General features: G+C 68.9%; 7 protein-coding genes. 1 reads left to right on the forward strand and 6 read right to left on the reverse strand.

The window, feature by feature from the left end; all coding sequences use genetic code 11:
- Positions 1-7 precede the first annotated feature (7 nt).
- Positions 8-3,172: a double-strand break repair protein AddB gene (gene addB / locus ACYCO6_RS27140; protein WP_459765117.1), complete on the reverse strand. Its 3,165-nt coding sequence runs from the start codon at positions 3,170-3,172 to the stop codon at positions 8-10.
- Positions 3,173-3,381: 209 nt separating this feature from the next.
- Positions 3,382-4,878 (reverse strand): FAD-dependent tricarballylate dehydrogenase TcuA, encoded by a 1,497-nt coding sequence (gene tcuA / locus ACYCO6_RS27145; RefSeq protein WP_459765119.1) that lies wholly within the window; start codon positions 4,876-4,878, stop codon positions 3,382-3,384.
- Between the two features lie 114 nt (positions 4,879-4,992).
- Between tcuA and ACYCO6_RS27150 the strand changes: the two genes are divergently transcribed.
- The gene (locus ACYCO6_RS27150; protein WP_459765121.1) at positions 4,993-5,646 is read left to right on the forward strand and encodes a GntR family transcriptional regulator; all 654 of its coding nucleotides are present in this window, start codon (positions 4,993-4,995) and stop codon (positions 5,644-5,646) included.
- Here the strand turns inward: ACYCO6_RS27150 and tcuC are convergent.
- From tcuC to ACYCO6_RS27170, 4 genes are all read right to left on the reverse strand, one after another.
- Complete coding sequence (tcuC, locus tag ACYCO6_RS27155) at positions 5,612-6,964, reverse strand: tricarballylate/proton symporter TcuC (RefSeq protein WP_459765123.1); 1,353 nt, start codon at positions 6,962-6,964, stop codon at positions 5,612-5,614. The genes ACYCO6_RS27150 and tcuC overlap by 35 nt on opposite strands.
- 25 nt (positions 6,965-6,989) lie before the next feature.
- A complete protein-coding gene (locus ACYCO6_RS27160) occupies positions 6,990-8,372 on the reverse strand; it encodes a 2-hydroxycarboxylate transporter family protein (RefSeq protein WP_459765125.1) in 1,383 nt (460 codons plus the stop codon).
- A gap of 415 nt (positions 8,373-8,787) precedes the next feature.
- On the reverse strand, positions 8,788-10,395 hold the full coding sequence (locus ACYCO6_RS27165; RefSeq protein WP_459765127.1) for a porin: 1,608 nt from the start codon (positions 10,393-10,395) through the stop codon (positions 8,788-8,790).
- Positions 10,396-11,553: 1,158 nt separating this feature from the next.
- Positions 11,554-13,215, reverse strand: coding sequence for a porin (locus tag ACYCO6_RS27170; RefSeq protein WP_459765129.1), 1,662 nt, complete (start codon positions 13,213-13,215; stop codon positions 11,554-11,556).
- Between the last annotated feature and the right edge of the window lie 348 nt (positions 13,216-13,563).

The raw sequence follows: 13,563 nt of genomic DNA on the forward strand, positions 1-13,563 counted from the left end.
GCGCGGATCACTCCCCGCCCTCGTCGCCGGCGAGCGACCACTCGAGCACCCGGGCGAGGTGGTCGTAAGCGCCGTACTTGCTGGCGAATTGCGGGTAGGGCCGCGCCGTGTAGGCCGCCTCGCCGGACATGAACCGGGCGATCAGCCCCCGGAGCCGATCGGCGTGCTCGGCGACGATCGCTGCGACGCTGCGCTCCTCACCCCTCGGCGTCTTTACCGGAATCGGCACGAAGGGCTTCCGGCCGCCCGAGGCGTGGACGTGGAGCAGGTCCGGCGTCTCCTTCACGGCCGGCAGGCTTTCGAAGGCGCCGTGCATCAGCATCGCCGCCTCCAGGGTGAGCTGCGGCGAGAAGCCGGAAAAGATCATCTTCGCGGAGGGCGGCGCGCCGGTCTTGTAGTCGACGATGCAGGCGGTGCCATCGGGGCGCAGCTCGATCCGGTCCGCCCGGGCGCGCAGCGTGAAGGTCTCGCGTCCCATCGGGATCACCCAGCGCCCGGAGACTTCCGGGTAGACCCGGGTCAGGTTGGGGCGGCGCTGCGCCTCCCAGTCGAGATAGGCCGAGGCCATGCGCTCGTAGCGCGGCCACCACTCGGCGTAGAGGTTCGGGTACTCCGCCTCGATGTCGGCGAAGGCGTTCACCGCGAGGTTCAGCAGCCGCTCCGCCGAGTCCTCGGGCAGATCCTGCGGATGGCGGCTCGCGAAGGCGGCGAAGACGTCATGGACCAGGGATCCGCGGGTCGCGACGCTCGGCGCCGCCGCGAGCGGGTCGAGGGGATCGAGCCCGAGCACGTGGCGGGCGAAGATGCTGTAAGGATCGCGCACCAGCGTCTCGATCTCGGTGACGCTGAGCGAGCGTGGGAACAGGGCCGGGTCCGGCTTGGGCGACGGACGCTTCAGCCGCGGCTCCGGCGGGGCGGTATCAAGCCGGGCCGCGAGGCCGGTGAAGCGGCGCCCCGCCTCCAAGACGGACTCCCAGCGCGCATCGCCCGAGAGCGCGCGCAGGCGCTGGATCAGCCGCGACGGCACGGTGGGCGCGCCCTCGCGCTTCAACGCGCGGGTGATCACCGCGTCGCGGCAGCCCAGAGCCTGCACGAAGTCGTGGGCCATCTGTCCGATGCGGCGCTCGGGCGGGTTGAGGCCGACCCGCTCGCGCATCGGCCGATTGAGGAACGAGTCGGTGAGCGTGCGTACCGGCCAGACGCCCTCGTCCAGCCCGCCGAGCACCACCCGGTCCACCGACAGCAGCCGCGCCTCCAGAAGGCCGAGGATGCGCAGCCGCGGATGCGGCGCCTCGCCCGAGCAGGCGACGGTGCGCTCCCGGGCGAGCGCGGTGAAGAAGGTGGCGTAATCGTCGAACCGCCCCGGCATCAGGCCGGGCTCGGCCATCTCCAGATCGTCGAACAGGGCATCGAGGCAGGACAGGGATCCGTCCGTTTCGTCCTCGGCTGCGTCCTCCGGGCCAGCGATCAGCCGGTCGCAGGCCTGCCGGTGGCTCGTGGCCGTGGTGACGAGATCGCATTCCCCCGCCCCGTCCGGGCCCGGGAAATCCCGAAACACCAGATCCAGCCGGTCGAGCAGGTCCGCGGCCAGCGCCCAGTCGATGTCCTTGAGGCGGCGCTTGGCCCGGGGCCGGTGCTCGGGCGGTCCGGCGCGCTCGGTCGCGAGGGCATTGCGCAGGCCGTCGAAGCCAGGAGCCGGGACCGGGCCGCGCAGCAGCCCGATCTCCAGGGCCGCGGCACCCCGGACCACGTCCGGGCGCGGCAAGCCGAGACGGACCATCGGGTGCGAGAGCAGCGCGATCAGCCGGGCCGGGATCGCGTCCGCCTGGCTGCGGGCGAGATCGGCGGCGAGTTCCGCCGCGAGCCGGGCGAGTCGCCCGGCCGGGCTTCCGGCCAGCGCCAGTCCGGCGGAATCCTCGGCCACGATGCCCCAGCGCAGCAGCTCGACGGCGACCCGGCCGGCGAGCCCGCGGTCGGGCGTGACCAGGGCCGCGGTGGCACCGGGAGTCTGGAGGGTCTCGCGCAGCGCTAGCGCCGCGACCAGCGCCTCCTCGCGCTCGTCGGCGGCCTCGGCCAATGCCAGCCCGTCGAGGCCGAGGCGGGCGACGCTGTCGCGCTCGGCTGGGTCGAGGGCGGCCCAGGCGTCGGTGGTATCGGCCGGGCGCAGAGCCTGCGACAGGAGCGCAGCCCTTGCTGCCTGACCGGCACCGGGCTCGCCCAGGGCGACGACCTCCGCGCGGCTGAGGTTGAGATTCTCCGGCCCGAGCAGGCGGTGCAGCACCGCCTGCGGGTGGCCGTGGGCGATGACGCGCGAGAACCCCTCGCCGGTGTCGATGCCGTCCCAGCCGGCCGTGTCGAGGTCGAGGTCGAGCCCGGGCAGCACCACGGCGCCCCGGGGCAGCTTCGCCACGGCGGCGATGAGGCGGGCCGTGGCGGGAACCGATCCCAGCGATCCGGCGACGATCACGGGGTCCGGCGTCGCGCTGCGCGACAGGCGCCGCTCCTCGGCGAGCACGAGGCCTCGGGCACGGGCGACGGGATCGGCAAGGCCCCGCTCGGCCAGCAGCTTCGGCCAGTTCTCGGCGGCGATCTTCACGAAGTCGAGGGTCAGGCCGAAGTATCGGGAATACTCGGCTTCCACGGCAGCACCGATCTCCGACCAGGGCAGACCCTCGACGGTGAGCGCGTCCATCAGCCGTTCGAGATCGCCGGCGAGGCCGACCGCGTCGGCCGGCGAGGACGGCACCAGGAACGGCACCTCGGCGTCCAGCGGCAGCAGAGTCCGGTCGACGGTCTTCGCCCAGGCCTGGACGAGGCGGGCGAGGATCAGCCGGCGCTCCAGCGGCGGCATCGGGACGCTCAACGGGTCGGCGTTCTCCTCCAGCAGCGGCTCGGCGGCGAGGTCGAGCTCCGCCTCGTCGGCTTCGCCGAGGGGGATCATCCGGGGCAGCAGGGTGGCCCGACCGGGCGCGTCCCGGCCGAGGCGGTCGGCCAGGATCGCACCGAGCGCCCGGGCTGCCCGGCGGGTCGGCAGGTAGATGGTGACCGCGGCGAGCGCCAGCGGATCGTCCGCCACCGGCCCGACGAGCCGGCCGGAGAGCAGCGCCTCGGCGAGCATCGGCAGGAATGGGACGCCGCGGGAGATGGTGAAGACGGCCTGTCGGGCGGGCATGGTCAGGCTTCTACGCCTACGGTCCGGTCCCGGACAGGGGGCGATGAGCCGCTGGGGAAACCGAGGACCAGGGACCGGATTGGCTCGGCGCGCGCCATGCCGATTTGGCGGCACGAATGCAGAATGGATCACGCGCCCCCTCTCCCGTGCGGGAGAGGGGGCGCGTCGCGGATCTCAGGCCACGATGATCCGCCTCCCGCCGGGAAGGCTCAGCCCTTCGCCCCCGCGGCGGCGCCGTAGCCCGCACGCCGGCCGAACACCACGCCGGAGGTCAGGCCCGAGCCGCCCGGGTAGCCGTTGAAGAACACGCCGCCCACCATCTCGCCACAGGCGTAGAGGCCGGGGATCGCGCTGCCGTCCTCGCGCTTCACGGCGCCGTCGTCGCCGACCTCGACGCCGCCATAGGTGAAGGTGATGCCGCCCGTGACCGGGTAGGCCTTGAACGGACCGGTCTCGATCCTCTGCGCCCAGTTCGATTTCGGCAGAGCGAGCCCCTTGGTGCCGCGGCCGTCCTTCACGGTCGGGTCGAACGGCACGGACTCGTCCACTGCGGCGTTGAACGCGGCGATGGTCCGCTTCGCCGCCGCCCGGTCGATGCCCTCCAGCTTGTCGAGGAGCCCGTCCAGGGTGTCGGCCTCGACGAAGTGGGCTTCGTGGAACCGGTACTCGCTGTAGAGCAGGTGATCGACCTTGGCGTCGAAGATCTGCCACGCCACGTGCCCGGGCTGCTCCATGATCGAGCGGCCGAACTGGGCGTAGGTATAGTTGCGGAAGTTCTTGCCCTCGTCGACGAACCGCTCGCCGTGCGCGTTCAGCATCAGCCCCAGGAAGTAGCAGATCTTCCGGTAGTGCTTCCGCTCGCCGTGCGGCAGGTCGAGGTTGCCGTATTCGGGGGTATGCAGGTCCATCGGCGTCGCGTGGCAGCCGCCGTAGAAGCCGTGCGCCTTCGCTCCTAGGGCCAGCGCCATCTGGAGCCCGTCGCCCTGGTTGTGCGGCGTGCCGCGGACCCGGGCCTTGTCCCAGCCCGCGCCGATGAAGCGCGTGCGCAGGGCGGCGTTCGACTCGAAGCCGCCGCAGGCGAGCACCACGGACTTGGCGCGGAAGGCGCCCTGCGGCGTCTCCACGCCGACGACGCGCCCCTCCTCCTCGATCAGTTCGGTCGCCGGGCAGCCGTAGCGGATCTCTCCGCCGGCCCGGGTGAACGCCTCCAGCTCGGCCCGGGCCAGGCCGAAGCCCTCGTCGTGGGTGGCGAGCGTGAGGCCGCCCCAGAACACGAAGCGCCCGTCCTTCTCGAAGGATTGACGGGAGTAGATCGGCTCGAACTTCACCCCCTGGGTCGCGAGCCAGCGCAGGGCCGCGCCGCTCTCGTCGATCAGGATCCGCTGCTCGCGCGACAGCGGCCGACCGTCGTTGAAGCCGAGCAGGTCCTCCTCGAATTTCCGCGCCGTGTAGGCGCCGAAATCAGTGCGGGGCAGGCGCGGATCCTCGGGGTCGACCAGCAGCGGGATCAGGTCGTCGTTGCCCTCGTAGACGAAGCGCATGGCGCCCGCCGTGTAGGCGGTGTTGCCGCCGGCCAAATCCTGCTCGGCCTTCTCGATCATCAGCACCGCGGCGCCGCGCTCGAGGGCCGCGAGGCCGGCACTCATGGCGGCGTTGCCGGAGCCGACCACCACCACATCCCACTGCGCATCGCCCGGACGCTGCATGCCTGCCTCCCCTCGCGAATCCATCTACCGCATTGTATACGTCTGCATGCAATCTGCCGCAAGCGTTCCGGACCGTGCGGTTTCACGCTATGGCCAAGGCGAGGAGAGCCGGGGATGAAGGCCAGCGAAGCGGAACGCTCCAGCGGGGCCGGCGCCTACGAGCGGCTGCTGCGGGCGATCGAGGAGGGCGAGCTCGCGCCCGGCAGCCGGCTGCGCGAGGCCGAGCTCGCCGAACGCTTCCAGATCAGCCGTACGCCGGTGCGCGAGGCGCTGGGCCGGCTGGAAGCGCAGGGACTGGTCGCGCACGAGCCGCACCGGGGCGCCAGCGTCGCGCAGCTCGATTACGGGCAGGTGAGCGAGCTCTACGACTTGCGCGAGGTGCTGGAGGGGACGGCAGCGCGTCTCGCGGCAATCCACGCCAGCGCGGTCGAGACCGAGATCCTCGAGGAGATGGTCGCCCGGGACCGGACGCTGCTGGGCGACGCGCCCGCGCTCGCGCGGACCAATCGCCTGTTCCACCGCCAGATCCACGCGGCGGCGCGCAACCGCTTCCTGCAGAGCACACTGGAGACGATGCGCCTGTCCCTGGTGCTGCTGCCGGGCGCCACGACCCTGGCCGCCCCGGACCGCGCCGCGGAAGCCCTCGCCGAGCATGCCGCCATCGTGGCAGCGATTCGGGCCCACGATGGGGATGCCGCAGAGGCCGCCGCCCGGGCGCATATCCGGGCTGCCTTCAAAGCCCGGATCCGGATCTGGCAGGAGACCTGACGACTCGCCTTCCGGCGTGCGCGGGAACGCGCTCCACTCCCGGGCGGCCCCGGAACAGAGCGAGCGTCGCGACGATGCCGCAGGCGGCCGCTGCCATGAGCCAGTAACTCGGCGATGCGCGATCGCCGGTCAGGTCGATCAGGTAGGTCGAGACCATCGGGGTGGCGGTACCGAACAACGCTGTGGCGAGGCTGTAGGCCAGCGAGAAGCCACTCGCCCGGACATGAGCCGGCACCACCTCGGACAGCGAGACCACCATGGCGCCGTTGTAGACGCCGAAGAAGAACGAGAACCACAGCTCGACGGCGAGCATCTTGGCGAAAGTCGGATCGGCGACGAGCCAGTGCAGCGCCGGGTAGGTCGTCACCAGCGACAGCGTCGAGATCGTGAGCAGCACCGGCTTGCGGCCGATCGCATCCGAGATCGCGCCGCCGACGGGCAGCCAGATGAAGTTTGTGATCGCCACGCAGAGCGTCACGATCAGGCTGTCGGCCTCGGTGAGCTTGAGGACGGTCTTGCCGAAGGTCGGAGTGTAGACGGTGATCATGTAGAAGGTCACCGTGGTCATCGTGGTCAGCATCATGCCGAGCAGCACGATCCGCCAGTTGGCGGCGACTGTGGCCAGGATCTCGCGGGTGCTCGGGTGGCGGGTCCGCTTGGCGAAGTCCTGCGTCTCCTGGAGCGAGCGCCGGATGACGAAGATGAACGGCACGATCAGGCAGCCGATCAGGAACGGGATGCGCCAGCCGAAATCGCCGATCTGCTGCTTGGTCAGGAAGGCGTTGAGCCCATAGCCAATGAGGGCGGCGAACATGATCGCCACCTGCTGGCTCGCCGACTGGAACGACGTGTAGAAGCCGCGCCGCCGGGGCGTGGCGATCTCAAACAGGTAGATCGAGACGCCGCCGATCTCGACGCCGGCCGAGAAACCCTGCAGCAGGCGGCCTGCGAGCACGATCAGCGGCGCCGCGATGCCGATCGTCCCGTAGCTCGGGCAGAAGGCGATGAGCACCGTGCCGCTTGCCATGATCGCCAGGGTGACGATGAGACCCTTCCGGCGCCCGATCCGGTCGATATAAGCGCCGAGCACGATCGCCCCGAGGGGGCGCATCAGCGCCCCGAGCCAGAACGTGCCGAAGGTCAGGAGCAGCTCGGTCGTCTCGTTCCCCGACGGGAAGAACGCCCGCGCGATGTAGGTCGCGTAAAACCCGAACAGGAAGAAATCGAACATCTCTAGGAAGTTGCCGCTCGTCGAGCGGAGGATCGCTCCGATCCTGGACCTGAGATTCGCCTCCACGGCACTCGGATCACCGGCCATGACGTTAAGCTCCTCGGGGCGCCTGTCAGGCACCGATCCACTTCATCGCGACGATCGTGCCCGTCACGGTCAGTGCGCCGCCGATCCGGGTGGCGATCTGCGCGAAGGGCATCAGCGCCATGCGGTTAGCCGCCGTGAGGATCGCCACGTCGCCGGTGCCGCCCTGGCCGCTGTGACAGGCGTTCACGATGGCGGTCTCGATCGGGTACATCCCGAGCCAGCGCCCGACGAAGAAGCCCGTCACCATCAGCGTCGCCACGGTTGACACGATGGTGATCAGGTTCACCAGGGTGAAGGCGGCCATCAGCTCGTGCCAGGGCGTCATCGCCACGCCGATGGCGAAGAGCAGCGGGTAGGTCATCGAGACCTGCACGAACTTGTAGACCACGAAGCCGCCGGCCTGGAGATGGGGCGACACGGCGCTGGCGAGCTTGGCGAAGACGGCCAGGAACAGCATCGCGACCGGGGCCGGCAGTCCGATCGTGTGATGGGCCATGACGCCGAGCAGGTACAGGGTTATCGCCGTGAGCCCCGCGGCGCCGATCGTGGCGGGATCGATCTGCCCGCGCGCCGCCTCGGCCTTGGCCTGCGCATCGCTCGACTTAATGCCCTCCGAATCGGGTTGGAGCCGCCCCTCGCCGGTGAGACGGGGATAGCGCTTGCCGACGAAGTTGAGGGTGCCGGAGAAGATGATGGCCGTGAGCGAGCCCAGCATCACCGGCGGCAGGACCTGGGCGAAGATCACGCCCTGCTGCTGGCCGAGGATCGCCGCGTAGCCGATGGAGAGCGGGATCGCGCCCTCGCCGACGCCGCCGGCCATGATAGGCACCACGATGAAGAAGAAGGTCTTGTAGGGGCCGAGGCCCAGTAACGTGCCGACCAGCGTGCCCACGAGGGCCGCGGCCACGGACCCCGTCGCGAGCGGCGCGAAGATCTTGAGGAAGCCCTTGATCAGGACCTCACGGTCCATGCCCAGGATCGAGCCGACGATGATGGTGGCGATGTAAATGTAGAGGAAGTTGGTGAACTTGGTGAAGTCGGTGATCGCCTTCACCATCTGTGGCGGGATCAGTGCGTAGTAGACGAGGGCCGAGGGAATGAAGGTCGCGAAGATCGCGCCGGCTCCGATGTTCTTCAGCACCGGCAGTCGCTTGCCGATTTCCGCGCAGGTGAAGCCGCCCATCACAAGCACGGCGATCATGGTCGGCCCGTCGGACTTGATCTCGCCCTCCTGGACGAGGACCGCGAGCAGGACCGCCAGCACGAGGTACACCGGTAGCGGTATGATGCCGATCTTGAGGTCGACGAGGCGCCACCAGCCCTCCGGCCAGAACCGGGCGGACCGTTCCGCGGCCATCCGGGTCTCCGCCGGTGATGGGACCGGGCTCGGAGAGGCGGTGCTGGTCATCGGCGTCCCCCGGATATCCTATCGCCGACGGGTCGATCCGGCCTCCGCCCTGTCAGAGCGGCCACGCAGCCAGCCGCATTCCGTCGAGTTCCGCACAGAGGGCGGAGATAAAGTGACATTCGGCGTACCAGCGCAAATAAAGGCCGGCAACGCAATGCAGGGAACAAAGCGCGCGACCTGTACCGCGGGTGGGGATTAAGAGCGTCCCATCACGCGTTCACCGCGCGGTCTCACCGAGCGTCGAGAAACGCAGATGATCGGGCTCTCCTCGCGGCAATGATGGCCCGGCACGCAGGGTTACCACGTGCGGCGCAGCACGACGCGTACGAAAAGAGCCCGGCGCGGGGCCGGGCCTTGAGGCTGTCCTGCACGGGGGCCGGCGCCGGAGCCGAAGCCCCGGTGCCGGCGTGTCGGATCAGAAGTCGCGCTGGACGCGCAGGCGAACCTGCGAAACCGAGTCCTGCGTCACGGTGCGCAGCACGAAGGTGCCGTTGTTGATGCCGGCGACGTTGGCGTAGGCGGTCGGGCTCTTGTCGAGGTCGATCGCCCGGCCATTCTTCACGCCGACCTGCATGTACAGAGCCTCCACGCCGATATCGAGATCGCGCACGGGCGACCAGATGATGCTGCCGCCCGCCACGAACTGGTAGGTGTCGCGCAGCGCTTGGCTGAGCTGATAGAAACGGGTGCCCGGCACGCCGACGCCGTTGGAGCCGAAGCTGTTGGCGCCGTTCGGATTCATGAAGTTGAAGATCGCGCCTTGGGCCAGGCGAGCGTTGCGGGCGAAATCCTGCTCGCCGTAGCCGCCGAAGACGGCCGAGCGCCATTCCGGCGTCCAGTAGTGCAGGTAGGAGGCGACCGCCGAGAAGCTGGTCGAGGTCTGCAACTGGCCGGTGAACGGGTTGATGGTCGCGTCCGAGAAGGTCTGCCCGATCTTCTGGCCCTGGATGAGGGAATTGACCTGGAGATAGCAGCCAGTGAACGCGCAGTAGCCGGTGTACATCTGGGCGCCGTCCGCATAGGCACTCTGGAGATACAGGGCGTCGCCCGGCGCGATGAACGGCGTGTTGATCTTCAGGCCACCCTGAACCGCCCAGCCTTCGACACTCCTGGTATGGGCGATGCCGGTGATCACGCCGTTCGCCGCCGGCAGCGGCGCCGCCGTGGTCAGGTCGCCGGTGTTCAGCTCGTGCACGGCAGCCGAGAGCTGGGCCGAGCCCCAGGCCTGATCGACGCGCAGCACGCCGACGAGGTCGGGCAGGCGCTCGCGCTGGATGCTGTCGATGGCGCTGTAGCTGGACGGAGCGCCATTGGCGTAGCCCACGACGACGGGGCTCACCGGGGCGGCGCCGGCCGCCGGCGAGAAGATCGGGCTGCGGCGGAAGACGGGGTCTTCGATCGAGATCGTCGCCGAGAGGCCATTACCGGCCGTCACCGTGTAGGCGAGCAGGTTGGTCGACGAGACATCCGAGCCCATCGTGGCGCCGGCGATCTCGAAGTCGTGGGCGTAGAAGTCGAAGAACGAGGAGGCGCGACCGGCGGTCAGGCCGGCGAACTGGATGAACGCCTTGTCGACGTTCATGTATTGCTGCGCGTGGCCGGCTTGGTCGACGCCGATGGCATCATAGGCCTGGCCGATGCGCGCCTGGGTGCCCGAGCGGTCATAGCCGGTGCGCGATCCGGCATCGAGGCGCACGAAGGCGCGCAGGGTGCCGTAGGCGGTCTGGGTGCGGGCATCGAGGTTGATGCGGAGGCGCCCCTGGTAGCCGGCACTGTCCCCGGCGTTCGTGCCGGCCTGACGCGTGTAGGCGGTCCTGTAACCGCCCTCGAACCGGGCGCGGCCCGAGATGCGCAGGCAGGTGTCGGTGCCGGGGATGTAGAAGAAGCCGGCGCCGTAGGCGGTGCAGACGCGGACGTACTCGATCGGAACCGCCTTCCTGACCGGCAGGTCGGCGGCATGGGCGGCGCCCACCGCCGCAAAGGCGGCAGCGGACCCGAGCAGGGAGCTCTTCAAGAGCTTCATAGACATCTCCAAAGCTTCGAGACCCGATTGCGCCGTAATCCGATTTTTAAATCGCTATTTCGACGCTTATATTGATTTTAAGCGCAATAATTTATTGGCTTGGCCGGGTGCGCTGAGCACAATGGGCGCACTCACGACATCAGACTGCTCAAATCTCGACGCGCTGAACAACTGTGAATCGATTTTACCTCGAAAATTCTGGATTTCTTTTGCGACATGGCAACAAATATTTTGAGTTATATTCTCTGATGCTTACAACAACTGGAAGTGATCGATTTTATATCTTCACGTGTGCTTGCCTCAGGGCCGCTCAACGCATGATCGGCGTCGACCACTAGAGCACCCGACGGCCCGGCGATTGCGCGGCCGCGGCGCCCCGGCAAACCGGGCCGCGAATCCGGTCCCGGCGCGACGCGCCCCCATTCTCCGGCGCGCTGCGACGGCAGCCGATTCGTCGTCTGAGCCGGGTGGGGAATCGTGCCGGCCAAGGCACCTGCTGCTCCGGACGCGGCGGCCGCACGCCTGGTGCGGGCGGCTGAGGTCAGCAGCTTCAACGGGATTGCGACGGCCCGACCCCGCCGAAGGACGGCCATCGGGGCGGCCCGTCCTCACGACGCCGGCAACCTCCGCGCGCCGCCTCCCGGGCGCTTCAGACACGGCCGCACATCATGCGGCCAGCGTGAAGCCGCACATGCGTCCTCGACCTTCGGGGTGGTCAGAGTTCCCGCCGACGCTTTGGATGTGGGTTCGGCGCGAGCGCGCCGTAGGAGGGGAGATGCGGCACCGGCACGGCGCGCCCGCGTGCCTCAGCCGCTTCCGGAACCGAGCGGTGCGACGACAGGCCAGTTGCAACCGGGTCTTGGAGGGAGCGCCAGCGGTCCTGCCCTCCGGCGCGCGAGGTCTGGCGCGATCCGGCACCGAACATCGGGCAGAGTTCCGAGGCCGCTTCCGGCGCCCGAATCCTACCGAAGCCCGGATGGATTCCGAGGCCCGGAGGGCAGATCGTATTCGAAGTGCGCGTCGTGTGCGCCAGCGAGGCGGCCGCGCCGCTCGGGAAGGGCGCCTCCAACGAAAAAGGCCCGGCCGAAGCCGAGCCTTGAGGTCCGTGCAGCACGGGGGCCGGCGCCGGAGCCGAAGCCCCGGTGCCGGCGTGTCGGATCAGAAGTCGCGCTGGACGCGGAAGCGGACCTGCGCAACGGAGTCCTGCGTCGCGGTACGGACGGGACCGCCGGCGTTGATGGCGGTGATCCGCGCAGCCGAGTAGGCAGTCGGGTCCTTGTCGAGATCGATCGCCCGGCCGTTCTTCAGGCCGATCACCGTGTATAAGCCTTCCACACCGATATCGAGGTCCTTGACCGGCGACCAGATCAGGCTGGCACCCCCTACGAACTGGTAGGTGTCGCGCAGCGCCTGGCTGAGCTGGAAGAACCGGGTGCCCGGCACGCCCACGGCGTTGGAGCCGAAACCGTTGGTGCCAGCCGGGTTGATCAGGCCGAAGATCTGACCCTGAGCGAGGCGGGCGCTCTGGGAGAAGCTCTGCTCGCCATAGGATCCGTAGATGGCCGAGCGCCACTCCGGCGTCCAGTAGTGCAGGTAAGAGGCGACCGCCGTGAAGCTGGTCGAGGTCTGCAGCTGGCCGGTGTACGGGTTGACCGTCGCGTCCGAGAAGTACTGCTGGAACTTCTGGCCCTGGATGGTGGCCGTGTTCTGCGTGTAGCAGCCGGAGAACGCACAGTAGCCGGTGTAGCTCTCCGCGCCGTTGCCGTAGGCGCCCTGCAGGTACAGCGCGTCACCCGGCGCGATGAACGGCATGTTGACCTTCAGGCCGCCCTGAACTGCCCAGCCGTAGGTGTTGTTCGCGTGCGGGATGCTGATGTTCGAGCCGGTGCCGGTGCCGGCGCCGTTCTGGACGTTGCCGACGTTCAGCTCGTGCACGGCAGCCGAGAGCTGGGCCGAACCCCAGGCCTGGTCGAGGCGCAGCACGCCGACGAAGTCGGGCATCCGCGTGCGCTCGATGGCGTCGATGAAGCTGTAGCGGGTCGGGACCGCGCCGGTGTAGCCGATGAACACCGGAACCGGCGAGTTGCCGAGCAGAAGGCCGCTGTTCGCCAGCGACGAGATGTTCGCCGCGCCGGTCGGGTTGATGGTCGGCGAGAAGATCGGGCTGCGGCGGAAGACCGGGTCTTCGATCGAGACCGTCGCCGAGAGGCCGTTGCCCATGGTCGCCGTGTAGGCGAGCAGGTTGGTCGAGAACACGTCCGAGCCCAAGCTCTGGCCCATGATCTCGAAGTCGTGGGCGTAGAAGTCGAAGAACGAGGAGGCGCGACCGGCGGTCAGGCCGGCGAACTGGATGAACGCCTTGTCGACGTTCATGTATTGCTGAAGACGGCCGTAGCTGTCGACACCGGTACCAACATAAGCATTGCCGATGCGCTGCTGGGTGCCGGAGGTGCCGATGCCGGAGTAGCCGGTGCGCGAGCCGGCATCGAGGCGCACGAAGGCGCGCAGGGTGCCGTAGGCGGTCTGGGTGCGGGCATCGAGGTTGATGCGCATCCGGCCCGAGTAGCCCGACGTGTCGCCGCTCGCGCCGAACTGGCGCGAGTAGCTGGTCATGTAGCCGCCCTCGAACCGGGCGCGGCCCGAGATGCGCAGGCAGGTGTCGGTGCCGGGGATGTAGAAGAAGCCGGCGCCGTAGGCGGTGCAGACGCGGACGTACTCGATCGGAACCGCCTTCTTGACCGGCAGGTCGGCGGCATGGGCGGCGCCCACCGCCGCAAAGGCGGCAGCGGACCCGAGCAGGGAGCTCTTCAAGAGCTTCATAGACATCTCCAAAGCTTCGAGACCCAATGATGCGGACGTGCCCGGTTTTCCGGGTCTAGCCGCACGTTCTGTAGGTTTGGCCCGCGTCTTAAGTGGCGGGCTCCTGCGGGCTCTCGCTTGGCGATGCCCCCGTGCACGGCCACCATGTGCGAACGGGTTGCAGCGGGCAACGAGGATTCGCGTCTGCCTTGGCAGTTCCGGTGTGATGTTGCGGTCTGGCAACAATTTCAGAGCGAATTAGCCGGCAACGGCTTACGGGACGGGCCCGAATGCTTTTCATGGCGGCGGATGTGCCGCGTCTTCGGGCAGGAACATCCCGGCCCTCAATCCAGAGGGCCGGGCGATTCG

It is taken from the genome of Methylobacterium sp. CM6257, assembly GCF_054611515.1.